Source organism: Nocardia sp. NPDC051321 (genome assembly GCF_044455225.1).
Taxonomy (GTDB): domain Bacteria; phylum Actinomycetota; class Actinomycetes; order Mycobacteriales; family Mycobacteriaceae; genus Nocardia.
In genome coordinates this window covers 332,102-355,980 of the sequence record NZ_JBITEM010000002.1, presented here as the reverse complement: position 1 = coordinate 355,980, position 23,879 = coordinate 332,102, and the positions used below count along the sequence as shown (strand labels likewise).

The following is a 23,879-nucleotide window of genomic DNA, read 5'->3' as shown; positions in this document are numbered from 1 at the left end:
CGGGCTACCGCCGCATGGGCAGGTACCGCTTCAGAGAATTATTAGGTTAGGCTACCCAAGCGTTCAGAGGTTAGCCTAAACTAAGAGGAAGTGGCAATGAGCTTGGGCCCGATCGATAGCGGTATCGAAGTATCCGGTACCGAACCATCCAGCTCCGAACACTTCGACCTGACCGCCGCACAGCGCGAGCTCTGGTGGGGACACCAGGTAGCCGTCGACCCGGCCGCCTATCGGACGGCCGAGGTCACCTGGTTCGACAGTGCGGGCAACCTCGACCACACGCACCTGGAATTCGCCATCGCCCGGGCTATCGACGAATCACGTTTGGGTGCAGTGCGATTCACTACAAACGAGACCGATCACGGCATGATCGTCGACGCGAACCAGCGCATCAGCGTCGAACTCCTCGACGTCGCGGACGAGGCAGCGGCCCGCGCGATGATGTCCGGCGATATCCAGGCGATCGACGAGGACCCAGCCGACCTCGGCGCACCGCTGCTCCGGACCGCGCTCATCTCGCTGGGCGACGGCCGCGTCGCCTGGTATCTGCGGGCACACCACCTGCTGCTCGACGGATTCGGCTATCTGCTGCTGCGGCAGCGAATCGAAAAGATCTACACCGCCAGGCTCCGCGGCGAGCAGATACCGCCCGCCACCTTCCCACCACTGTCGGACCTCCAGCCCGAGAACCGGCTTCCGGAACCGGACCGCACCGATGCGACTCCGGCAGCAACCTGGTCGGGGCGCAACGCGCCGCCACGGCCACTGCCGGTGCGCGCCGGCCGGACGGCCCGGATCGCGGCGGACGATTGGATCACCACCGCGCTGGCCGCCGTCGTCGGCTACACCGCACAATTGCGGGCCATGGACTCGGTTCGCGTCGACCTGCCCGTGCTCGGTCGAAAAACCATGCAGCAGTGGCGGACACCGCTGGCACAGACCTACCTGGCCACGCTCGACTTCCCGGCACTCGATCGCGATCGACTAAGGCAGTCCCCTGGCATCGACCAGTCGCTGATCGACGCCGCGGCGGAACAGCTGCGCAAACAGCGGGACAACAACGGCCCGACTCCGGTGAGCGGCGGCCCGCTGCTCAACATCATGCCGTTCACGCCGACGCTGAATCTGCCCGGCGCACCGGCACACCTCGAGATCCTCGCCGAAGGTCCGATCGCCGACATCGCCATCCGCATCACCCGAGACACCAGCGCACCCGGCGATTCCGCGGACGAGGCCCTGCTCATCGTCGAACTGGCAGGCAACCCGGCCACCTATTCGGCCACGGACATCGCCCTGCATGCCGATCGCTTCGTGCACTACCTCGGTGGGGAGGGGTTCGGTACCGAAGCCGACACGAAGCTCTGGCGGCGCGCGACCGGCGCGGACCGTGGACCCATCGCCAGTGCCGCTCGCGGCTCGGATTCCGGCGGTAATCTTGTCACCGCGTTCGACGCGGTCGCCGCCCGGTACCCGGACTCCCCCGCGCTGATCGGCCCCGGCCAACCGACGGTCACCTACGCCCAGCTGCGCGACAGATCCGAAACAATCGCCGGCATACTGCGCGCCGGCGGCATTCGCCCCGGTCATCTCGTCCGTATCGCGTTACCGCGCGGCCCGGAGGTAGTCGCGGCGATCCTCGGCGTCCTGCGCAGCGGCGCCGGGTATCTGCCCACCGATCCGAATTCGCCTGCTGCGCGTACGGATTTCATCGTCGCCGATGCGAAAATCGCTGCCACTCTGGGTATCTCGGGCATCGCCGTGCACGATCCGCACGCCCGCCGTCTTGCCGAAGACACGGCGTATGTCATCTACACCTCGGGGTCGACCGGTACGCCTAAAGGTGTACCCATCACCCACCAGGCCGTGTTGCGGCTTTTCACCGCAACCGAATCCGTTGTCGACCATCGGCAAGACGATCGATGGTTACTGTTCCACTCCTATGCCTTCGACTTCTCGGTGTGGGAGATCTGGGGTGCACTCCTGCACGGTGCGACACTGACAGTCCCCACCGACACCGATGTGCGGGATACCCCAGCGATCGCGCGCTTGATCGTCGATTCCGGGGTGACCGTGCTGAACCAAACCCCGTCCGCATTCGAGGCGCTGATCCCGGAGCTGCGCGAACTCGGCGCGAATCGGTTGCGCTACATCATCTTCGGCGGCGAGCGGCTGAAACCCGCCGCGCTGCGGCCATGGTTGACATTCGCGCCGGAAACGCGGCTGATCAATATGTACGGCATCACCGAGACGACGGTGCATGTCACGGCATATCCGGTGGGCCTCGAAGACACCGACCGGGATGAGTCGGTCATCGGGACATCGATCGCCGATCTGCGCGCCTATGTGCTCGACGGCGTGCTGCGGCCGGTGGTGCCGGGTGCCGTCGGCGAACTCTGCATCGCCGGACCGGGTCTCAGCGACGGCTACCTCGGCCGGCCCGGCCTGACGGCAGGCCGCTTCGTCGCCGACCCGTACGCCGCGGGCGGGCGCCTCTACCGATCCGGCGATCTGGCGACCGTCACCGCGGCAGGCGACCTCCGGTATCTCGGTCGCGGCGACGATCAGGTGCAGGTGCGCGGCTACCGCATCGAACCCGCCGAAATCGACGCTGTCGCAGTCACATTCCCCGCCGTGACCGCGTCGGTGACCGTGCCTCGGCCACTGCCGAAGGAGACCGAGGCACTGGTCACCTACGTCACCGGGCCCGCGGATCCGACTGCCACCGAACCGATTCGGCGGTATCTGTCCGATCGATTGCCGCACTATATGGTGCCCGCGCTGATCGTCATCGTCCCCGCCCTACCGCTCACCGTGAACGGCAAGGTCGACAAGCGTGCCCTGCCCGAGCCGCGGTTGCACGGTACGGGCACCGACGAGGTCGTCGACCCGATCACCCGGTTGGTCTGCGCGGCCTTCGCACGGACGACCGGCGTCGACCGAATCGGCCCCGACGACAACTTCTTTCAACTCGGCGGGCACTCGCTGCGCGCGGTCGCGCTGCTACGCGAACTGGCGACGACCGATGGGCTGGAAGGACTTCGCTTCCGCGATATCTTCGACCATCCGACGCCGCGCGCGCTCGCCGCGTTGGCCGAAGCCGGCGGTGACCATCGGCCGGTCCAGCCCGTCGCGCGCTTGGCAGCCGATGCGCCGGTTGATCTCACCCCCGCGCAACATCGGATCTGGCTGCTCGACCGACATGACGGCCCCGCGACCTATGTGATGGGTCTCGCGATCGAACTCGCCGCCGACGACGCGGTGCTCGACCCCGCTGTCGCACGGGCTGCCATCGGCGATGTGGTCCGGGCGCAAGAGAGTCTGCGCACGCGATTCCCGGTGGTACAGGGGCGGCCTGTGCAACAGCCCGCGTCCTCGGCACCCGACATCGCCGACGTCGACGACCTGGACGCCGCGCTGGCCGACGCGCTCGCCGCGGGCTTCGACATCGAGCTCGCCCCTCCGGTACGGTTCTTCATCTCGCGCAACGGTATCGGCGTGGTGATGCATCACGTCATCGGCGACGAGTTCTCCCGGCAGATCCTGGTACGGCAGCTGGCCGACGCCTACACCGCACGCCTGGCCGGACGAGCGCTGCCGACACAACTCTCCGAAACCGGGCCGCGCGTGCGCGAACTCGCGCAATGGCAGATCGACAACGGTGCCGACCGCAACGACTCCGACTTCTGGCGGTCCTATTTGACGGGTGCGGCGGACGAACTGTCCTGGCGCACCGACCGGCCGCGACCCGCGTTGCCGACGCACGCCGGGCGGACCATCGACCGCAGGCTGGCGCCCGAGGTCCAGCAGGCGGTGCTCGCGGTGGCCCGCCAGGCGGGCGTCACCCCCTTCATCGTGCTGCACGCCACTCTGCTCGTCGCCCTGGCGCGCACCGGCGCAGGCCTGGACCTGAGCATCGGCACCCCGTTCGCGGGCCGCACCCATTCGGCCGCGGACGAGCTCATCGGGTGCTTCGTCAATACCGTGGTGCTGCGCTGCGCTGTACGCGAGGAAATGACCTTTTTCGAGTTGCTGGCCGATGTCCGCACTGCCGACGTCGCGGCCTTCGATCACGCGCGAACCTCCTTCGACGCCGTCGTCGAGGCGGTGAACCCGCCACGGTCCGGATCGCGGCACCCGCTGTTCCAGGTCATGCTCACGCACTGGGAAGAACCCTCGGGCACAACGGTATTCGGCACCCACCCGGTGACCACCCGCACGGTGACGCCCGACACCGCCAAGTTCGAGGCGTCGTTGCGCTTCACGCAGTTGCCCGATGTCTCGGGCATTGTTGCCGCGCTGGAGTATTCGACCGAACTGTTCGACGACGCCACCGCCGAGGCGATGCTCGGGCGGGTGACGCTGCTGCTCGAACGCCTCACCGCCGAACCGGGCGTGCCCATCGCCGGGATCAGCGCACTCGACGAGGGCGAGCAGAACCGGCTGCGGCACTTCGGCATTCGACCGCACGATCGCACCCCGGTGGAGTTCGCCGACATCTTTGTTCCTATCGCGACGCGGCACGCGACGGCGACTGCCATCGAATGCGGCGCCGACGCCATCACCTACGCCGAACTGCTGGACTGGTCGAACCGCCTGGCGCATCGGCTCGCCGAGGTGGGCGTCGGCACCGGCGATATCGTCGGGCTCCAGCTACCCCGCACGACCGAACTCATGGTCGCGGTGGTCGCGGTGCTGCGCGTCGGCGCGGCGTATCTGCCACTCGACCCGTCCTATCCCCCGGATCGGTTGGCGCACATGCTCGCCGACAGCACACCCCGGCTGATCCTCGATGATCCGGCGGATATCGCACGCCTCCGGGCCGGCGAACCGGCCGCACCGATCGAAACACGTCGCCGCCGTGCCCCCGGACCGGACGACCTGGCCTACGTGATCTACACCTCCGGCTCCACCGGCGTGCCGAAGGGCGTAGAGGTCACCCACCGTGGCTTGGTGGACTTACTTGTCCTGCAACGGGATGTGATCGGTATGGGACCGCACACCCGGGCGCTGCACTTCTCATCGATCAGCTTCGATCTCGGCTTCTGGCAGGTGATGTGGGGAATCTGCTCGGGCGGCACGCTGATCATCGCCCGCGAGGAAGACCGGCTGCCTGGTACCCCGCTACTGGAGGTGATCACCAGCCATCGCGCTAATTTCGTCGGCATCCCACCGACTTTCGCGGCCGCGTTCCCGCCCGGTGTGGACCTGCCACCCGGCATCGATCTCATGCTCGGCGCGGAGAAACTCACCCAGGCGCTGATCACTCGGTACGCGCCAGGGCGCCGACTGTTCAATGCCTACGGTCCCACCGAATGCACGGTCAACGCGACCTTGGCACTGGTGCCCGCCGATCATCGGGGGCCCGTCTCGATCGGGTACCCCGACCCGGGCAAGCCCGCCTATGTGCTGGACCGCTGGCTGCGACCGGTGGCGGTGGGCTGCGTCGGGGAGCTGTACCTGGCGGGTGGATCCGTCGCGCGGGGATACCGCAACCAACCCGCCAAGACCGCGGAGCGGTTCGTCGCCGATCCCTTCGCTGCGGATGGCACCCGCATGTACCGCACCTCCGATCTGGTGTGGTGGGGCGAGGATGGGCAGATCTACTACTACGGGCGCGCCGATCACCAGGTGAAACTGCGCGGATTCCGGATCGAGCTCGGCGAGATCGAGGCGGTGGTCGCGGCGGACCCGCAGGTCGAGGATGTGGTGGTCCAGGTCGTGGCCGAGCGGTTGGTCGCGTATATCACGCTGGCGCCGGACACGGCACTCGACCGCGATGCGCTCATGCGCCGTTGCGCGAGCCGGCTGCCCGACTACATGGTGCCGTCGACCTTCGCCGTCCTCGATGAATTCCCCCGCCTGCCCAATGGGAAGGTGAACATATCGAACCTGCCTGCCCCACAGATCGCGCACCGCATCATCGGCCGCGGCCCGCGCAACGCGAGCGAGGAGAAGGTGTGCCAATTGTTCGCGCGCGCAACGGCGCTGGACGCGGTGGGGATCGACGACAACTTCTTCGATCTGGGTGGGCATTCGCTGCTGGCGGCGACGATGATGGCCGAGATCTCCGCAGAATTCGGGGTAACCGCCACCGTAGCCGTGCTTTTCGCGGCACCGACGCCAGCTGAGCTGGTCTCGGCTATCGAAACCGGCACGGCAGCAAGCACTTCCGGGCTGGAGGTGCTGCTGCCGCTGCGCACCAGCGGCGATGGAACACCGGTGTTCTGTTTCCACCCGGCGGGCGGGATCAGTTGGGGCTTCGCCGGGTTGCTGCGCCATATCGACGCACGATATCCGCTCTATGGCATCCAGGCCACGAATCTGGCTACCGGCACGCCGCCACCCCCTACCCTCGAGGCAATGGTGGCCGAATACCTCGAGTACATCGAATCCGTTGTCCCGGAAGGCCCCTGCCATTTGGTCGGCTGGTCGCTGGGCGGGGTCGTCGCGCATGCGATGGCCGCGGAAATGCAGGCGCGGGGGCGCGCGGTCGGCATCGTAGCGATGCTCGACTCGTTTCCCTCCGATGCTTGGCCGTCGATTCCCACCGAACAGGATGCGTTGGCCGCGCTGTTGTACATGGTCGGTTACGATCCGGCACCGCTGCTCACCGAGGGCCGATCGCTGAATCGTCGGCAGGTGGTGGACATTTTGCGCGGTGAGGGCAGTGCGCTGGCGGGTATCACCGAGGTGACACCGCGCGCCATGATCGATAACTTCGCGAACGCGGTGGTGCTCGAATCCGAGCCGCGCCAGGTGCGCGTGGACGGGGACCTGCTGTTCTTCACGGCGTCCCGCAATCCCGCGACCAAGGCCACCTATGACCTGTGGCAGCCGTACTTCGCGGGCGGGATCGAAAACCACGACATCGATTGCGAACACAAAGATATGACCCAGCCTGGTCCGATCGCCGAGATCGGCCGGATCCTCAACGACGCCCTCGGGCGTTGGTCGACAGGAGAGTGAGCCCCTCATGGTAGAAAGTTCCCTTCGCCCAGGGCCGGAGCTATCCGCGCCCGCCCACGCCCGCTGCCGTCGCCCGGTCCGCCGACGGATGTTCCGGGCCGTGGCCGCCGGTGCCGCGGCGGTGTCGATGCTGCTGGCGACCGGCTGCACCAGCGACGGGCAATCCACCGACACGTCAAGCGCACCGGCGGGCGGGGTCTTCCCGCTAACCATCCAGTCGGCGCTGGGACCGGCGACGATCCCCAGTGCGCCGAAGCGAGTGGTCACCCTGGGATGGGGCTCCACCGAGGTGGCGGTCGCGCTGGGCGTGACACCAGTCGGCATACCGAACATGAAGTCCGATTCCGGCAGCACCGACCCGGTAATGCCTTGGGTACGCGACAAACTCGGCTCTGCGACGCCCGAGGTGTTCGAAGCCTCGAGCAAGTCGATGCCGTACGAGAAGATCGCCGCCCTGCGTCCGGATGTGATTCTGGCCGTGCAGTCCGGCGTCACCGCGGACCAGTTCGCCAAGCTGTCGGCGATCGCCCCGACCGTTGGCTATCCGGGCAAGCCGTGGCAGACCAGCTGGCAGGATCAGACCATGCTGGCAGGCAAGGCCCTCGGCAAGGAGCCGGAGGCCACCGCGCTCGTCGCCGACGCGAATACGCAACTCGCACAGGCACGCGCCAAGCACCCCGAGTTCGCCGGGAAGACCGCGACGATGGTCAGCGCGACCAAGCCGGACGGGCTGAACGTCTACCTGGATACCGATCCGCGCATCGAACTGTTGCGGGCATTCGGCTTCGCCCCGCTGCCCGAACTCGCGCAGCTGCGCCAGCAGACCGATCCGGCCAAGTTCGCGGCGGAGGTCAGCTGGGAGAACATCCCCCGCTACAACCCGGATGTGTTGCTCAGCTGGTACCTGCAACCGGCGCTCCAGTCGAGCGTCGAGGCCAATCCCATCTTCCGCTCGCTGGCCGCGGTGAAGGGGAATTCTTATGTGGCGCTGACCGATCCGCCACTGGTGTACGCGATCAGTGCGCCGAGTGTGCTGAATATCCCGTGGCTCGTCGCGCATGCGCTACCGAAGCTGAGCGCCGCCGCTCATGGCACGCCGTAGCTCGCTGATGTCACGCCGTAGCCGGACCATGGCCCCGCCGCTCGCCCTCGGGCTGCTAGCGGCGGGACTGGCGGCAGCCATGGTTCTGTCCCTGCTGATCGGGTCGGGATCGCTGACACCCGCGCAGGTGTGGCACGGCTTGTCGGGCGCCCCGGGCGCGGCCGCCGATATCCTTGGCACCATTCGCATTCCACGCACCGTCTTCGCGGTGGTCCTCGGTGCGGCACTCGGCCTCGCCGGTGCACTGACGCAGGGATACACGCGTAATCCGCTGGCCGATCCGGGTCTGCTCGGCATCACGCAGGGCGCGGCGCTGGCCGTGGTGCTAGCGATCACCGTGTTCGGTTTCACCTCCCCGACGGCCTACGTCTGGTTCGCATTCCTCGGCGCGGCGCTCGCCGCGGCAATGGTTTTCGCCATCGCCGGACTCGGGTCGGGCGCGTCGCCGCTGTCGGTGGTGCTGGTCGGCGCCGGTATCTCGGTGTCGCTGTCGGCGGTGACCGGTGCGATCGCGCTGAGTGACCGCACGTCGTTGGATGCGCTGCGGTTCTGGGGCGCGGGTTCGGTAGGCGGCCTGGCGTGGCCGATTCTTCGAGTTGTGTTGCCGTTCCTGGTGATCGGCTTCGTGCTCGCGGCCCTGTGCGCGCCAGTGCTCAATGCGCTGGATCTGGGTGACGATGTCGCGGCGGCACTCGGCGTCCAGGTATTCCGGGGTCGGCTGGTCGGCATCCTGACCGTCACCCTGCTCGCGGGGGCGGCGACGGCGGCGTGCGGAAGTATCGCCTTCCTTGGTCTCATGGTTCCCCGGTTGGCGCGCGCGCTGACCGGACCCGACTATCGGTGGCTGCTGCCGTGCTCGGCCCTGATCGGTGCGGTCATCCTGCTGGCAGCCGATATCGTCGGCCGCGTGACGGTGCGGCCCGGCGAACTACCGGCCGGGATCGTCGTCGCGCTGCTCGGTGCGCCGTTCTTTCTCGCGGTCGTACTGTGGCGGAAGGCGGGGGCGCGATGACAGCGCAGATCGAGGCTCGACGGCCGACACCCACGGTGCGCATACCCGGTACCCAGCTCTCGGTCCGCTGGCGCTTGCGTCCTGTCGTGGTGGCCGTGACGGGCGCCGTGGCGACCTTCGCGCTGTTCTGCTTGAGCCTCGGCACCGGCGATCTCGCGATCTCGCTGCCTGACGTGCTTGCCACCCTGTTCGGTCGCGGAAACAGCATGAACGCCTTCGTTATTCACGAACTCCGGCTGCCACGAGCGGTACTCGGGGTGCTGGTGGGACTGGCGCTCGGGGTCGGCGGCGCGATCGTGCAGACCATCGCCCGCAATCCGCTCGCGTCACCCGACGTGCTCGGTGTCACCGGTGGTGCGGGTGCCGCTGCGGTCGCCGTGGTGACCGGCGTTGGCGGCCACACCATTTCGACGCTCTCCGCGCTCGGACTGCCACTGGCCGCGATGACCGGCGGACTACTCACCGGGATCTTCGTGCTCGCGGTGAGCGGCCTCGGCCGGGTCGGCAATCAGCGGCTGGTGCTGGTGGGTGTCGCGGTCACCGCCATCATGACGGCCCTGACCCAGTGGATGTTGGTGAAAGCCGACATTCGCGATGTCGGCCAGGCGCAGCTGTGGCTGGTCGGGGCACTGGAGCCGCGACAGTGGTCGCAGGTGTGGATGACGGTGTGGGGCATCGGGGCACTGACGCTCGTCGCGATCGCACTCGCCTTCCCGCTGCGTGCGATCACCCTTGGTGAGGACGTCGCCGTCATGCTCGGCGTCCGGCTCACCGCGGTGCGGCTGTCGCTGCTGCTCACCGCGGTGCTGTTGACGGGTATCGCGGTCGCGGCGGCCGGGCCGGTCTTCGCCGTGGCGTTGATCGCACCCCAGGTGACCGTGCGGCTGAGCCGGCTCGCGTCGCCGCCGCTGCTCGCGTCCGGAATCATGGGGGCGCTCCTGCTGACCGCTGCGGACCTCTGCTCCCGCACCCTGTTCGCCGATCCGCTACCGGTCGGAGTGGTGACGGCGGCAATCGGCGGTCCCTTCCTGGTGTTGTTGATCCTGCGCGCGAACCTAGCGACCGCGTTCGAGCGCGCGCCATGGCGGCGATGGTGGAAATCGCGGAACTGAACGCACCTGGGACACGGCGCAGTTCACTGAGACACAACGCAGTTCAGTGGTCGGCCTCGTCGTCTTCGTCGAAGTCCGCTTGCCCCGCTTTCCAGTAGGCGGCCACCTCGGCGTCGCCGGGCTCGGCCCGCAGAACCTCACGCACCCAGCGGCGCAACGGCCGGACCACGCCCGCCTCCGCGGCGATCCACGCGTACACCCGCTCGCCCTCGGGCAGCGCTACCGCGCGCACGGCCTGGTCGAGCAGATCCGAGCGCTCGGCGGGCACAGCGCCGCGGTGCAGCCACCGCACCTCGATGCCGTCGGGGGCGACCAGCTCGATCTCCTCGCTGGCATCGACCACCTCGATGAACGCCCAGCCCGCGGCGTCCGCGGGCAGCGCCTCCAGCCAGCCGGCGATGGCGGGCAGTGCGGTGATGTCGCCGGCGAGCAGGTACCGGTCGTAGCTGAACGGCACGATCAATCCGCCGGGCGGGCCCGCGATGTAGACGGTGTCCCCCGGCGTCGCCGCTGCCGCCCACTCCGCCGCGTGCCCGCCGGGGTGCAGCGCGAAATCGATGTCGAGTTCGCCGGCGACCGAATCGTAGCGGCGCACCGTGTATTCCCGCGAAATCGGCAGCGGGCGTGGCCATTTCAGCTTGAGGTCAACCTGCTCGGGTAGCCGCAGCGTGCCATCCGCGTCGGGGTAGATCAGCCGAACGTGCTCGGTGGGCGCGTAATTCTCGAACCCGGCCAGCTCCGGCCCGGCAAAGGTCAACCGCCGTAATCCGGCGCCGACCATGCGCGCGTTCCGCACCGCCAACTCACGCAGCCCGATCGGGTACGGCACCTTGGCCGCACCGGCCGCCCGATCGAGCACCTCGGCGATTCGTTCGCGATGAGCAGCTCGGTTCATTCGGCCGCGCCGATCTTCATCATGTGCGTGACATCCCTTGCGTTGCATGGAAACCCCATCGACCGCGCTCCCCCACAGCGCAAAACATGAGGTTAGCCTAACTTAATTTCGCAGGCAAGGTGGTGGCTACTCAACGAGCCGGCTGGTACCGGTTCTTCAGGAAGTAGTCGACGACGGTGCGGCCGAGGGTGTAGCCGTTGTCGAGGGACAGGCGGAAGCCCGCGGACCGCTGCTCGAGGTGGTCGAGCACGCTTTGGCCCGGGTAGGGCTGGTCGAAATTGCTCACGGTGCGCAGCGACAGATACCGGTCGAGGTAGCCGTGGCGGTCGAGCACGGCGGCGGTGGCATTGTCTTCCATCTGCGTCGTGCAGTAGTTGCCCTGGCCGTTCGTGCGGACGCCCATGATGTAGCTCGCGGTATCGGAGAGCTCCTTGCCGGAGTACCAGTCGTCGCCGGTCATGGTGTCGCACTTGGTCACCGACGGTTTCCGGTCGCCTTGGCCGAACTGGGCACGCTCGGCGGCGGCCTCGGGACTGTCGGCCAGGGTGGCGTGCTCGGTCAGGCCGAACGCGGTGTCGACCAACTGCTCGTTCAGGTGGTACGCGGCGGTGTTGTAGTTCTCGACGGGGCGGTAGCCGTGCGGCAGGCCGGGCGCCTCGGCCGGGACGAGGTGGTTACCGAGATCGAAGTCGACGATCCAGCGGGCCCAGGTCGCGGAGCCGAGGGTGGCCTGATCGGGCGGCGCGCCCGCGGTGCCGACGGTGAGGAAGTGGGCATTGGTGAAGTCGAATTTCGGGCTGTCCAGCACAGCCATCATGGTGGCCGCGGCGTTGGTCTTACCCTGCCCGGTCTCGGCGACGCACAGTCCATCGGCGTTGCAGTGCACCGGCTTGTACGACGTCGGCACGTCCACGGTGATCGGCAGCGACTCGCGCTGCAGCCACGGCTCGACCTCCGGATCGAACATCGTGATGACCAGCACACCGACTTTGACCGGTGCCGCGTTCGACGTCTCCCCGTCGCCGCAACCGGCCGCCATGGCGACCGTCGTGAACACCGTCAACGCGACTATCCAGCGACGTAAGGGCATCGGCTGATCCTATGACAAGGCCCCTTGTCGCCACCCTGCGCACTGCGGCCGGCCCAACGGCCGGTCGCGCCAACCGAGGACGACCCGACAATCGCGCAAAGCCACCCATGTAGGTTGGACGACAGGTTTTCTTGCGGCACAAGCGGAACCACCGAACCCTCACCACCTGCGGTTTCGGTGCGCATGCTTGCTCGAGCGATCAGCTGTGCGCTCGTTTGTCGAACAGTCGGTGGAGCGCGGCGAGGTCCGCGCCGAGTGAAAGGCCCATCAGCATGACGTCATCGGCGGGATCGAACGCACGCGCCCACATCGGGGTCACCGGCCTCGCAGTGATGGGCAGCAATATCGCGCGCAACTTCGCCCGGCACGGACACACCGTCGCGCTGCACAATCGCAGCATCGCCAAGACCGACGCGCTGCTCGCGGCGCACGGCGACGAGGGCGATTTCGTGCGCACCGAGACGATCGAGGAGTTCGTCGGCGCGCTGCAGAAGCCGCGCCGGGTGCTGATCATGGTCAAGGCGGGCGACCCGACCGACGCGGTGATCGAGGAACTCGCCGCCGCGATGGACGAGGGCGACATCATCATCGACGGCGGCAACGCGCTGTTCACCGACACCATCCGCCGGGAAAAGTCGCTGCGCGAGCGCGGCCTGCTCTTCGTCGGCGCGGGCATCTCCGGCGGCGAGGAGGGCGCGCTCAACGGCCCGGCCATCATGCCCGGCGGCCCCAAGGAGTCCTACGAGGTGCTCGGCCCGCTGCTGGAGTCGATCGCCGCGCAGGTCGACGGCACCCCGTGCTGCACGCACATCGGGCCGGACGGCTCGGGCCACTTCGTGAAGATGGTGCACAACGGCATCGAGTACGCCGACATGCAGCTCATCGGCGAGGCCTACCACCTGTTCCGCGACGCGCTCGGCTTCGACGCCAAGCAGATCGCCGACGTGTTCACCGGCTGGAACCAGGGCGAGCTGGAAAGCTACCTGGTCGAGATCACCGCCGAGGTGCTCGAGCAGGTCGACGCCAAGACCGGCAAGCCACTGGTCGACGTCATCCTCGACGCCGCCGAGCAGAAGGGCACCGGCCGCTGGACCGTCAAGGCGGCGCTCGATCTCGGCGTTCCGGTGACCGGCATCGCCGAGGCCGTGTTCGCCCGCGCGCTGTCCGGCGCCACCGACCAGCGCCGCGCCGCGGTCGGCCTCGCCTCGGGGCAGCTCGCCGACAAGCCCACCGATGCCGAGCAGTTCACCAAGGACATCGAACGCGCGCTGTACGCGTCCAAGGTGGTCGCCTACGCCCAGGGCTTCGACCAGATCGCCGCCGCGAGCACCGAATACGACTGGAACCTGCACCCCGGCGATCTCGCGACCATCTGGCGCGGCGGCTGCATCATCCGCGCCCAGTTCCTCAACCGCATCAAAGACGCCTACGACACCAACGCCCAGTTGCCGAGCCTGATCCTGGATCCCTTCTTCCAGCAGGCCATCGAGAACGCCATCGACAGCTGGCGCCGCGTGGTCGCCGCCGCCGTCCAACTCGGCATCCCGGTCCCCGCGTTCGCGTCCTCCCTCGCCTACTACGACGGCCTGCGCGCCAAGCGCCTCCCCGCCGCCCTCACCCAGGCCCAGCGCGACTACTTCGGCGCCCACACCTACGAGCGCATCGACATGCCAGGCAAGTACCACACCCTGTGGAGCGCCGACCGCTCCGAAATCCAGGCCGACTGACCAAACCCAACCGAGTACCCGGCCGTCGAAGGCCGGGCATTCGTGTGCCGTCCAACAGCCCGCCGCGCCCACCTTCGCCCGCTGCGAGCATATGGAGGTGAACTCGCTACGTCATAGATCGGTGCGAGGGTGATGTCGATGTTGTGGATCCATAACATTGGTAGCGGGATGGCGGCAGTGGCCGGATGACTCACACAGTCGCGAAGGGCGGCTGGAGTGTCAGCTGGCTTGGTACTCCACGCTGCATTCGCCGTTGGTGTAGTTCTGGCCCTCGCCGTGGTTGAAGACGCCCAGGTTGAACAGGATTCGGCCGGGCTTGGTTGGGATGCCGGTGACGGTCAGGGTGTTGTCGGGGCCTTTTACCTGGGCGGAGGTGTCGGCTACACCGCTCTTACCGGTGGTGATATTTGCCCAGTTGACGGTGAATTTCTGGTCGTAGGCGAAATCCGTGCCCGCGTTGGTGTGGACTTTCAGATCGACCGCGCCGCTGCTGGAGATCGCGAATACGTCGCTGGAGGCAGGGGTTTGGAACGGTTCTACCGGGACCGGGTAACTCATCGTGCAGATCGGCGCCGAGGGATCGTTCGGGGCGGCGAAAGCGGCGGGGGCTCCGGCGGCGGTTACGGCGAGGCAGGCGATCGCGGCGACGCGCAATAGGCCAGAGCGGGTTCCTGATTTCATCGGACCGTCCCATCAATGATCGAGATGTACTGGATGAACATGGTTGCCACGCTGGGTATAACGGTCGACAGCATCGGCAACCGGAACCAGCCTAACGAGCGCAACGGGAACGTGGCAATGCTAGCGAAATTGAAATGCGCTCTAGCAAAAGGGATCTCGACTAGCAAGACCTCAATACCTCTGTGGCACAGTGTTTCTGGCGATGACCTGCGGAGACAGCGCAAAAGGTGGCGCAGGACGGAGCGCCGCGCGCGAACCAGCCGCCGCTGTCCGGTGTGCCTGATTCGTATTCGGCAAACCCGCCCGGGCGTAGCGGATGTGATCCGTACCACGATCCGCGGAGTAATTGCTGGCAGCTTGCAGTTGTCCCGGTTGCCGTTGCGCATCGAGGCGGCGGCACTTTGCACGTCAGGCGCGAATTTTGCCGAACGGCGCGGCATCATGGCAGATATGCGCGTACTTATTCAGCTTCGTCCGTCCGTCGATCTGATTACCGCAGTGGCCGATCGTGCGGTTCCGGTCGCCTCCGCCGATGTTGCCGGGCATCTGCCCGGGATTGTGCTGGATCGCTCCTATGTTCCGGTCGCGGTGCCGAAATCCGTTCCGCCGGTGTCCGATACCGATCGGCCGAGCTATTCGCACGACCCGGCGGACGCGTCGGTGTTGGTGCGCGGCGAGATCGATGATGACGCTATCGCCGACAGCGTGTCGCAATTGTCGGCAGCCCGCGGTGTCACCGGCGTATTCGCGGATCCGGTGATTCAGACCAATCTCACGTGCGGCGGCACCCCCGCGGTCGGCAACTGGCACGATGTCGAAACCCTGTTGCGGCACGGCGATCTCACGGCCGCGGGCTTGGACGGTTCGTCGGTGGCACTGGCCATCGTCGATACCGGTATCAACACCGCGAAGGTCAAGCAGGTGCGCGGCGGACAGGTCACCATCGACAAGGCACGCAGCTGGAATCCGGCCGGTGTCACCGGCACTCCGGGCGAGTTTCCGGTGGACCACGGCTCGATGTGCGCCTTCGACGCACTCATCGGCGCACCGAAGGCGTCGCTGCTCGACATCCCGGTGCTGCAGAGCAAGCGGCAGGGCGGCACCGTCATGGCGGGACTGCTGTCGGATGCGCTGGCCGCGTACGCCCACCTGCGGACCGTGCTCACCGATCAGCCCGCAGCGTCGCGGGCCTTGGTGATCAGCAACAGCTGGGGATCGTTCTCGCCGAGTTGGGATTTCCCCGTCGGGCAGCCCGGTAACTACTCCGACAATCCGTCCCACCCGTTCAACGTGATTGTCGGCTCGCTCGAGGCCGCGGGTGCCGACATCCTCTTCGCCGCGGGAAATTGCGGGCGCGACTGCCCGGACGGCCGCTGCGCCTATCCCGACAAGCCGATCGGCGGCGCCAATTCGCATCCGAGCGTCTTGTCCATCGGCGGGGTCGACACCAAGGGCCAGCGGGTCGGCTACTCCTCGCAAGGCCCAGGCCGACTGGCCGACCGCAAGCCGGATATCTGCTCCTACACCCATTTCCTCGGGTCGACGGCTTTCGGCGCCACCGAACCGGACACCGGCACCTCGGCGGCCACGCCGGTCGCGGCGGGCCTGGTGACGGCCATCAGAACAAAATGGTCGGCGACGCAGCTGCCGCCCGCGCAGCTGCGGGCGTTGGTGCAGCGCACCGCGATCGCGCAAACCGGCGGCTACAACTATGACTACGGATACGGTGTCGCCAACGCCGCCGCGATCCTCGCGGAGCTGAATCGAACGGCCGCCCGCGCGTAACGTAGGGGCATGCCGTTGCTCACCGTTCGGCTCCCGCAGGAGGCGGCGACCCTGGAGGCCGCCCTGCGGGAGCTGAAGCTCACCGCTGACGACGTCGATACCGCCTACGGCTTGGTCGCCGTGGATCCGGCGACCGGCCTGTACGCGCTGCGGGTGACCGACGCCGCCGCGGCGCGCATGACCACCGCGGGCCCCGGCGTCGAGGTCTTCGCCGACCCGCGCATCGAACCGGGTAACGGATCGGGCTGCGACCCGAAACCTCGTACCTGAAAGTCGGTTCCGGCACAGCAGTAGCCCGGCGCCACCGATCGGTGACGCCGGGACTCGGTACTGCTATCGGGCTATCGAGTCCGCCCAGTCGATGACGGCGGCCCGATACTCGGCGGTATTGGGTGCGAGATTCACCGCGTGCCCGCTGCCGGGCAACACGAAGGTGCGCAACCTCGCGTCGGGTCCGAAATACGGTGCCTCCGCGGCCTGCAGCGTCGCGCTGTCCGCGCAGATCGCGAATCCCGGCCCACAGGACAGGATGTCCATGCTGCCGTTGACCACCATGGTTGGCGCGGTGATGAAGCTGGACATGCCGGGCAGGGTGGACGTCAGCCCGTCGGGATATTCGGTGAGCGAGAAGGTTTCTTTGGTCGCCTCGTCGGCCGCGACCACCTGTGGATCGAAGTTATCCGGTCCATAGAAGTCGGCCCGGCGCGCACCCGGCCGGGACACGAGATACCCGGGGTCGTAGCCGCGTCCGGCGAATGCCGGATCCTGAACGGCCGGGTAGTACGTGCCGATCACGCCGAGCACCCCGGGAATGTTCAGTGTGTGTGAGTATCCGGTGAGCAGCACGCCGTCGACGTCGTGATACTTGGTGGCCTCCATGACGGAGGTGCCCGAGCTCAGCGAATGTCCACCGGTGATGATCTTGCCGTATGGCCGCGCGCCGGCCAGGCCCTGGCGCAGCTGCTGCACGATGAGGTGCAGCGCTTCCGCGGTGGCCGTCGCCGTGAGCGTCGCGCTCGGCGGCCGAGTACTCGCGCCGTTGCCGAGCCGGTCGACCACGAGGGTCGCATAGCCCGCGCCATTCATCGCACGCCGGAAGTTGTAAGTGTCCGGCTGGTACTGGAAATCCCAATACGAGCCGTTGTAATTGGAACCCGCCATCAACACCATGACGGTATCTGTTGGCCTGTCCGTGGCCTGGCACAGCGTCCCGGCCAAAGTTCCCTGCGGCACCGGGAAAGTAATCTCCTGGCAGCGATCCGGCAGCGAAACTTGATCGGCCTGGGCAATACCCGGCGTCAGACAGAGCATTGTTGACATGACAAAAGCCCGTATTGAGGCCCGCACGCGACGCGCTCCCCTCGGAGGTACACGAGGATAACCACTTTGGCATCCTTGTTGAGTCATCAACCGGGAGGTTATCCCGCGCCGACGTTGATGCGCAATACCTATCGCGAAGATGTGGCTACTCCGGCTGCCCACCACCGCCGCAGGAGATGTGTTGCCGCACTTGATAACCGGCTCTGCCAGTCGAGACTCCGGCCGGACTTCGCTTTTCGGGCAAGCCGGGCGAGAGCCGCCTGAAGGCGGGAGCTCGACCGGCTCCCGCCCTCAGGGCTACCCGTGGTCCACCGCCGCGCCGACGCGCGGTGTGACCGTCAGAACATCGATGCCATCCAATCCTTTACTGCGGCTTGATAAGCGGCGGTGTTCAGGGCGAGATTCACCGAATGCCCGCTACCTGGCAACACATAAGTGCGCAGCTTCGCGGCGGGACTGAAATACGGTGCCTCTTCGGCCGCCAACGCCGCGGTGCTCGCGCACGCGTTCAGGCACAATCGGTCCATGCTTCCGTCGGTGACCAGCACCGGAACGTCGATGAGGTTGGTCGCGGGCGGCAGGGTGGACGTCAGGCCGTCGGGATACTCCGTCAGCGAGAAGACCTCCTTGGTGGCTTCGTCGGTCGCGAGCACCGCGGGATCGTAGTCACCGGCACCGTAGAAATCCGCCGCCCGTGTTCCTGGCCGGGTGGTCAAATAGCCGGGGTCATACCCCTGGCCCGCGAAATGCGGGTCGTCGGCCGCTGGATGATAGGTGGCCACGACGCCGGTCGTCCCCAGCAGGTCGAGGCTGTGCGAAAACCCGGTGAGCAGAACGCCATCGACATCATGGTGGGTGCTCGCCTCGATGACCGCGACACCGGAACTGAGCGAATGGCCGCCGGTAATGATCTTGCTGAACGGCTGCACGCCGGGCAGCCCCTGCCGTACCGCGCCGACCAGCTGATGCAGGGCGACGACCGAGCCGGTCGCGGTCAGCACTGCACTCGGCGGCCTGGTGCTCGCACCGTCGCCGAGCCGATCGACCACCAGCGTCGCATAACCCGCGGCGTTCATCGCGCGCCGAAAGTTATACGTCTCCGGTGCGTACGGGAAATCCCAATAGGTGTGGTTGTAGTTGGACCCCGGCATCAACACCATGATGGTGCTCGTCGGCGTCGCCGGCATGCACAGCGTTGCGGCCAAAGTGCCCGTTGGCGGCACCGGAAAGGAAACCGCCGTACAGCTATTCGGTGGGATGGGATTGTCGGCGTGGGCAAGCCCAGGTGCCAGACAGAGAATTGTTGACACGACAAATGCATTTAAGAAGGCCCGCACGAGACGCGCTCCCCTCGGAGTTACACGAGGATAACCATTTTGGCACCCTACTTCAGTGATAAATCGGAGGCTAGCCCGCAAACTGGTTGATGCGCAACGACTATCACAAAGATCTACACCTATTCGTGACTGTCGGAACCGCCGACGGAGATGCTTTGCGATGTTTGCGTATACCGCATCAACCAGTTGGACAAATGCTCAGTTATTGATCGGCGGAATGATTTTCGCGAAGTCGACCTCGGGGGCGTCCGGATTCACCGCACCGGCGACGACCTCGAACGCGCGCGCGTCGAGCGCCGTACACCCCAGCTTGGCGAGGCTTGCGAACCGAAATTCGCTGCCGGACTCCCGCATCGCGTTGTCGAGGTCTTCCTGTGTGTCATAGATGGTGATCGAGAAGACCGTGTCGTCCTGGTGATCGACGAAGAAGAAGATCTGCCGCGCGCCGTGATCGGCCATAGCGTGCGGGATGGTGTCGTGTTGCAGGAACGGAACTGTGGTTGCCATCGTTTCGGGATCAATCGGACACGCGGCCTTCATCATCCGGGCATAGAGCTTCTTCATGGTCGAACGCCTCCTCGGCATGGGCTGGTCGTGCTTCGAACCATCACTCGGCGAAACATGGTACCCGTCAACATGATTCGCAGCACCCGTATGGCAGGGCGGACCCAGCCTGCGGTCCGGTGCTCGCCGGAGGTAACGGTACGACAACGAGTAGGACCCAACCAGTATGGGAATCGCGCGCAGCAACCTGTCGGTCTAGTATCCGACCCATGGGTACGCGAGCGGTGCACTTCGTCGGAAGTTTTCCAGCCGAGAGCACTGACGCCGCGATGAGAGCGATGCTGGACAGCGCGGGTCCGCAACTACGGACACTGCCCACGGGCGAGACGGCCCGCTACGAGTTCTACATCCGCCCCATCATCGACGATCTGGTGAAGCAGGGCGCACTGGAATCGAAGCGAGCCGGCCAGTGGCGCACGAGCCGGGAACGGACTATTTATCGAGCCGCGGGCGGCAAGAAGCTCACCGGCGACATGATGGATCTCGGCTATTTTCGCGAGGCCGAGGAAGCCGTGCCCGTATTCAACGCACTGCGCGCGGAGCGAGAGTTGTCCGGTATCACCCTGCAGCTCGGGATGCCGACCGATTTCACCATGGCGTTCATTACGATGGGTGCCGCCGGTGTGCTGCGAAACAAGAAGGCCTTCACCGACGCTACAGTGCGCGACATCGTCGCGATTCGAGAATTGGCCGGAGACGACGTCGTCATCCAGTTCGAGGCGACCGCGGAACTGGTGCTGATGGCGAACACACAGCCGCTGCACCGGCTGGCAAATCGAGTGCTCGGTTTGGGCAAAGGCATCGCCGAGCTGGCCGCGGCGTGCCCGCCGGGTACCCGGTTCGGGGTGCACCTCTGCCTCGGCAGCATGAACAACAAGGCCCGTGCAACGTTGCGCAACGTTCGGCCGTTCGTGGATCTCGCCAATTCGATAGTCCGGCATTGGCCCGCGGATCGCACCCTGACGTTCGTGCACGCACCGTTCGCGGCAGGCGACATCCCGCCCTCCACGAATCCCAAATTCTATGTGCCCCTGAAGAATCTGGCGCTGGGCGAGGGCACCGACTTCTACGCGGGCATGGTGCACGACACTCCGACCGAGACGGAGCAACTGCAGACATTGCAGGTCATCGAGCGGGCGCTCGGTCGATCGGTCGACGGCGTGGCCACCGCGTGCGGTCTCGGTCGCCGCCCACGGCCGGTGGCCGACGCGCTGATGGCGCGAGCGAATACACTTGCCGCGAAAGGGTGATTCGGTAAGTGGACTTCGGCGCGACTGCGCCACTATGGCATAGCACAACATCCAGCCGGGAAGATCGCTACGATTGTGGTCGAGGATCGGGAGGACACCTTGTCGGACGTAGACCGAGCGCCAGGACTCAATCCGAATGTGCCGAGCTCGGCCCGGATCTACGACTACATGCTCGGCGGCAAAGACAATTACGACATCGATCGCGAAATCGCGCACCGCATGCTAGCCATCGCCCCGGACACCAAGACCTTGGCGTGGTTCATCCGCCAGTTCCTGGTGAAGGCGGTCCGGCTGGCCGCCGATGCGGGCGTCCGGCAGTTCATCGATCTAGGCGCCGGCATCCCCACCTCGCCGAATGTGCACGAGACGGCCCGCGAGATCGAGCCGTCGGCCAGCGTGGTCTACATCGACAACGACCCGATCGTGCACGCGCACTGCGACGCGCTGCTGGCGCATTCGCCCGGCGTGACCGCCTTGAAAGCCGACATTCGCCAACCGGACGACATTATCGACCGCCTGAAAACCGGCTCGCACATCGATTTCAACGAACCGGTCGCCCTGTTGATCATCGGCGTGCTCCATTACGTGATGGACGACGAAGACCCGTACGGGATTGTCGCCAAGTTCCGCGATGTGCTGGCGCCGGGCAGCTACCTCGCGATCACGCACGGCTCCAACGACACTCATCCCGACTTCATCAACCAGTCGCACGACGACACCAACAACAGTCCATCCCAGGTCAAGTACCGATCGCGGGAGGAGACAGCGGCGTTCTTCGACGGGTTCGACCTGATCGACCCGGGCGTGGCGCCTGCGCAGGAATGGCTCGACGACGACCTGCCCGCCACCCGCCTGGTGATCTACGGCGGCCTCGGCCGCAAGGCAGGCTAGACCCATCAGCTTCGGCGACCTCGCCCCGGCGACTGTGCTAGCGGCGGGAGCCGGAAACCGACGCGTGCGCCGGGTCCATGCTCGGCGAAAACGGTGCCATGGTGCGCGGTGATGATGTCCCCGACGATGGCAAGACCCAGCCCGGATCCAGGCGTGCCCTGGGTGTTCGCGGCGCGATAGAACCGATCGAAGATAGCGGCGGTGTCGTCGGCGGCGATGCCGGGGCCTTGGTCGCGCACCGTCAATTCGGTGTGGTGAATGTGCACGTCGACGGGGGTGTCCGGCGGGCTGAATTTGATCGCGTTGCTGAGCAGGTTGTCGACGCACCGGGCGAGGGCCCGCGGCCTGGCCAGTACGGGTCCGGGCTGGTCTGAGGTAACGGTGATGGTGCGGCCGCTGCGGTGCCGGAAGCGTTGTGCGCAGTCTTCGGCCAGCGTCGGCAGATCGAGTTCGGCGGGTTCCTCCGTGGCGTGCTGGTCGGTGGCTAGTTCGACGAGTTCGGCGACCAGGTCGTCGAGCGCGACGGACTCCTGCACGAGGGTGTTGAGGACCTGGGTCTCGTCCTCGGGTCCGAGTCGGCCTTTGGCGCGCTGCAAGAGTTCGGCGCTGCCTCGGATGGAGGTCAGTGGGGTACGCAGCTCGTGGCTGGCGTCCTGAACGAGCCGGTGTTGCTGCGCGCGGGAGCGGCGCAGGGCGGTGAGCATGGTATCGAAACTGCCGGTGAGCCTGCCGATTTCGTCGCGACCGGTAGGTGGCAGCGGGACCGATAAGTCCTGGGTGGAGCTGATGTGCTCGGTGGCGGCGAGCAAGCGGCGGACCGGTCGCAGGATGCGGCCGATGGCCAGCCAGCTCAGCAATGCCGACAGCGCCACCGCGATCGCGGTGATACCGCCGGTGCGCCACAGGAATTCGTTATCGATCCGTTCGGACTCGCGGTATTGCTGCGCCACCATCACCGCACCGCCACCGGGGCGTGGCTTGGTCAGGATCCCATAGGGCTCACCGTCCAGATCGAGATTGTATTCGGCTGTGCCACTGCCATTTCGGGCGACGGCGCGATCGGACTCGGCCACCGGGAGCGGCATCCGGCCCGGTGCCACCGGGTGGGCCGTGCCGTCGGCCGACAGCAGCTGCTCGATGGTGTCGGACCGCTCGGGCAACACCGCGGGCAACACCGCGATGACGGCATCGACCCGGTCGTTGAGGCTGCGATCGATCTGATCGCCGACCAGCTCGCTGACCCCGCGATACGAGGTCGCGAGCGTGACGACGATCGCCGCCACCACGGCGACGATGACGACGAGGGTGATCCTGGCGCGCAGCATCACGCGGGACGCACGGCGTAACCGACGTTGCGGACGGTGTGGATCAACCGGGATTCGCCCTCCTGCTCGGTTTTCCGGCGCAGGTAGCCGATGTACACGTCGAGCGAACGGGAATCGGTGTCGAAGTCGAAACCCCAGATGTGCTCGTAGATCCGGCTGCGGGTCAACACGATTCGCGCGTTGCGCAGCAGCAGCTCGAGCACGTCGAATTCGGTTTTGGTGAGCTCGATCGCCCGATCGCCGCGGTACACCTCGCGGGTCGCCGGATTCAATGTCAGATCCGCGACGGACAGGACGGCGCTGTCCTCGTCCAGGGTGCTGCGCCGCAGCAGTGCCCGCAGCCGAGCGAGCAGCTCATCGATCGCGAACGGTTTCGGCAGATAGTCGTCGGCCCCCGCGTCCAGCCCCGCGACCCGATCGCCGATCTGCTGCCGGGCGGTGAGCACCAGGATCGGCAATCGATCACCGCGCCTGCGCAGCAGGCGGCACAGCGACAGTCCGTCCATGCGCGGCATGACCACGTCCACCACGGCCAGGTCCGGCGCTATTTCCGTCAGCATGTCGAGGGCCTGCTGCCCGTCCTCGGCCAGGTGCACGGTGTAGCCCTCGAAACGGAGCAGCTGGTCCAGGGTGCTGCGCACGTGCGGGTCGTCCTCGACGACGAGCACCGACGCGGCGGGTGCTGACGAACTCGGTGTGGTCACGCTGTCATTGTTGCTGGCGAGTAGCGAGTTTGTGGGTATCAGGCTGTTCACTTCGTGACCGCCGTCACCGCGCTCGGCTCGCTGGGATCCGGAAAACGGATTCTTACCTGATTCTTCC

General features: G+C 66.6%; 17 protein-coding genes. 9 read left to right on the top strand and 8 right to left on the bottom strand.

Going from position 1 to position 23,879, the window contains the following annotated elements; all coding sequences use genetic code 11:
* The first annotated feature begins 96 nt into the window (after window positions 1-96).
* The 4 genes from ACIA8C_RS05675 to ACIA8C_RS05660 are packed head-to-tail and all read left to right on the top strand — an operon-like array spanning window position 97 to window position 10,192.
* Window positions 97-6,966, top strand: coding sequence for an amino acid adenylation domain-containing protein (locus ACIA8C_RS05675; RefSeq protein ID WP_397131244.1), 6,870 nt, complete (start codon window positions 97-99; stop codon window positions 6,964-6,966).
* Between the two features lie 7 nt (window positions 6,967-6,973).
* On the top strand, window positions 6,974-8,068 hold the full coding sequence (locus ACIA8C_RS05670; protein ID WP_397131242.1) for an iron-siderophore ABC transporter substrate-binding protein: 1,095 nt from the start codon (window positions 6,974-6,976) through the stop codon (window positions 8,066-8,068).
* Entirely contained in the window at window positions 8,055-9,080 is a 1,026-nt protein-coding gene (locus ACIA8C_RS05665) for a FecCD family ABC transporter permease (protein WP_397131240.1), read from the top strand. The genes ACIA8C_RS05670 and ACIA8C_RS05665 overlap by 14 nt, the downstream gene beginning before the upstream one ends.
* Complete coding sequence (locus ACIA8C_RS05660; protein ID WP_397131238.1) at window positions 9,077-10,192, top strand: FecCD family ABC transporter permease; 1,116 nt, start codon at window positions 9,077-9,079, stop codon at window positions 10,190-10,192. The genes ACIA8C_RS05665 and ACIA8C_RS05660 overlap by 4 nt, the downstream gene beginning before the upstream one ends.
* A gap of 43 nt (window positions 10,193-10,235) precedes the next feature.
* Here the strand turns inward: ACIA8C_RS05660 and ACIA8C_RS05655 are convergent, their stop codons facing one another.
* Together ACIA8C_RS05655 and ACIA8C_RS05650 are read right to left on the bottom strand one after the other, a co-directional pair.
* Window positions 10,236-11,087, bottom strand: a complete 852-nt coding sequence (locus ACIA8C_RS05655) for a siderophore-interacting protein (RefSeq protein ID WP_397131236.1) — start codon at window positions 11,085-11,087, stop codon at window positions 10,236-10,238.
* Window positions 11,088-11,217: 130 nt separating this feature from the next.
* Window positions 11,218-12,177 carry a purine-nucleoside phosphorylase gene (locus tag ACIA8C_RS05650; RefSeq protein WP_397131234.1) on the bottom strand — a complete coding sequence of 320 codons (960 nt, stop codon included), beginning with the start codon at window positions 12,175-12,177 and terminating at the stop codon, window positions 11,218-11,220.
* A 272-nt stretch (window positions 12,178-12,449) separates the two neighbouring features.
* Between ACIA8C_RS05650 and gndA the strand changes: the two genes are divergently transcribed.
* The gene (gene gndA / locus ACIA8C_RS05645) at window positions 12,450-13,904 is read left to right on the top strand and encodes an NADP-dependent phosphogluconate dehydrogenase (protein WP_397131232.1); all 1,455 of its coding nucleotides are present in this window, start codon (window positions 12,450-12,452) and stop codon (window positions 13,902-13,904) included.
* Window positions 13,905-14,123: 219 nt separating this feature from the next.
* Here gndA and ACIA8C_RS05640 read toward each other — a convergent pair whose 3' ends face one another.
* A complete protein-coding gene (locus ACIA8C_RS05640) occupies window positions 14,124-14,585 on the bottom strand; it encodes a hypothetical protein (protein ID WP_397131230.1) in 462 nt (153 codons plus the stop codon).
* Between the two features lie 450 nt (window positions 14,586-15,035).
* Between ACIA8C_RS05640 and ACIA8C_RS05635 the strand changes: the two genes are divergently transcribed.
* Both ACIA8C_RS05635 and ACIA8C_RS05630 read left to right on the top strand, forming a co-directional pair.
* Window positions 15,036-16,370 (top strand): S8 family serine peptidase, encoded by a 1,335-nt coding sequence (locus ACIA8C_RS05635; RefSeq protein ID WP_397131228.1) that lies wholly within the window; start codon window positions 15,036-15,038, stop codon window positions 16,368-16,370.
* Window positions 16,371-16,379: 9 nt separating this feature from the next.
* On the top strand, window positions 16,380-16,640 hold the full coding sequence (locus ACIA8C_RS05630; protein ID WP_397131226.1) for a hypothetical protein: 261 nt from the start codon (window positions 16,380-16,382) through the stop codon (window positions 16,638-16,640).
* 63 nt (window positions 16,641-16,703) lie between these two features.
* Here the strand turns inward: ACIA8C_RS05630 and ACIA8C_RS05625 are convergent, their stop codons facing one another.
* The 3 genes from ACIA8C_RS05625 to ACIA8C_RS05615 all read right to left on the bottom strand — a co-directional run bounded on the left by ACIA8C_RS05625 (window position 16,704) and on the right by ACIA8C_RS05615 (window position 19,591).
* Complete coding sequence (locus ACIA8C_RS05625; RefSeq protein ID WP_397131224.1) at window positions 16,704-17,531, bottom strand: alpha/beta fold hydrolase; 828 nt, start codon at window positions 17,529-17,531, stop codon at window positions 16,704-16,706.
* Window positions 17,532-18,028: 497 nt separating this feature from the next.
* On the bottom strand, window positions 18,029-18,841 hold the full coding sequence (locus tag ACIA8C_RS05620; protein WP_397131223.1) for an alpha/beta fold hydrolase: 813 nt from the start codon (window positions 18,839-18,841) through the stop codon (window positions 18,029-18,031).
* A 384-nt stretch (window positions 18,842-19,225) separates the two neighbouring features.
* The gene (locus ACIA8C_RS05615; protein WP_397131221.1) at window positions 19,226-19,591 is read right to left on the bottom strand and encodes a hypothetical protein; all 366 of its coding nucleotides are present in this window, start codon (window positions 19,589-19,591) and stop codon (window positions 19,226-19,228) included.
* Between the two features lie 209 nt (window positions 19,592-19,800).
* Here ACIA8C_RS05615 and ACIA8C_RS05610 point away from each other — a divergent pair, with 209 nt between their 5' ends.
* Window positions 19,801-20,841, top strand: coding sequence for a hypothetical protein (locus tag ACIA8C_RS05610; RefSeq protein ID WP_397131219.1), 1,041 nt, complete (start codon window positions 19,801-19,803; stop codon window positions 20,839-20,841).
* Between the two features lie 99 nt (window positions 20,842-20,940).
* Window positions 20,941-21,732 (top strand): SAM-dependent methyltransferase, encoded by a 792-nt coding sequence (locus ACIA8C_RS05605; protein WP_397131217.1) that lies wholly within the window; start codon window positions 20,941-20,943, stop codon window positions 21,730-21,732.
* Between the two features lie 5 nt (window positions 21,733-21,737).
* On the opposite strand, the gene ACIA8C_RS05600 is transcribed toward ACIA8C_RS05605, so the two are convergent.
* Together ACIA8C_RS05600 and ACIA8C_RS05595 are read right to left on the bottom strand one after the other, a co-directional pair.
* Entirely contained in the window at window positions 21,738-23,057 is a 1,320-nt protein-coding gene (locus tag ACIA8C_RS05600) for an ATP-binding protein (protein ID WP_397131215.1), read from the bottom strand.
* Complete coding sequence (locus ACIA8C_RS05595) at window positions 23,057-23,761, bottom strand: response regulator transcription factor (protein ID WP_397131213.1); 705 nt, start codon at window positions 23,759-23,761, stop codon at window positions 23,057-23,059. The genes ACIA8C_RS05600 and ACIA8C_RS05595 overlap by 1 nt, the downstream gene beginning before the upstream one ends.
* Window positions 23,762-23,879 lie beyond the last annotated feature (118 nt).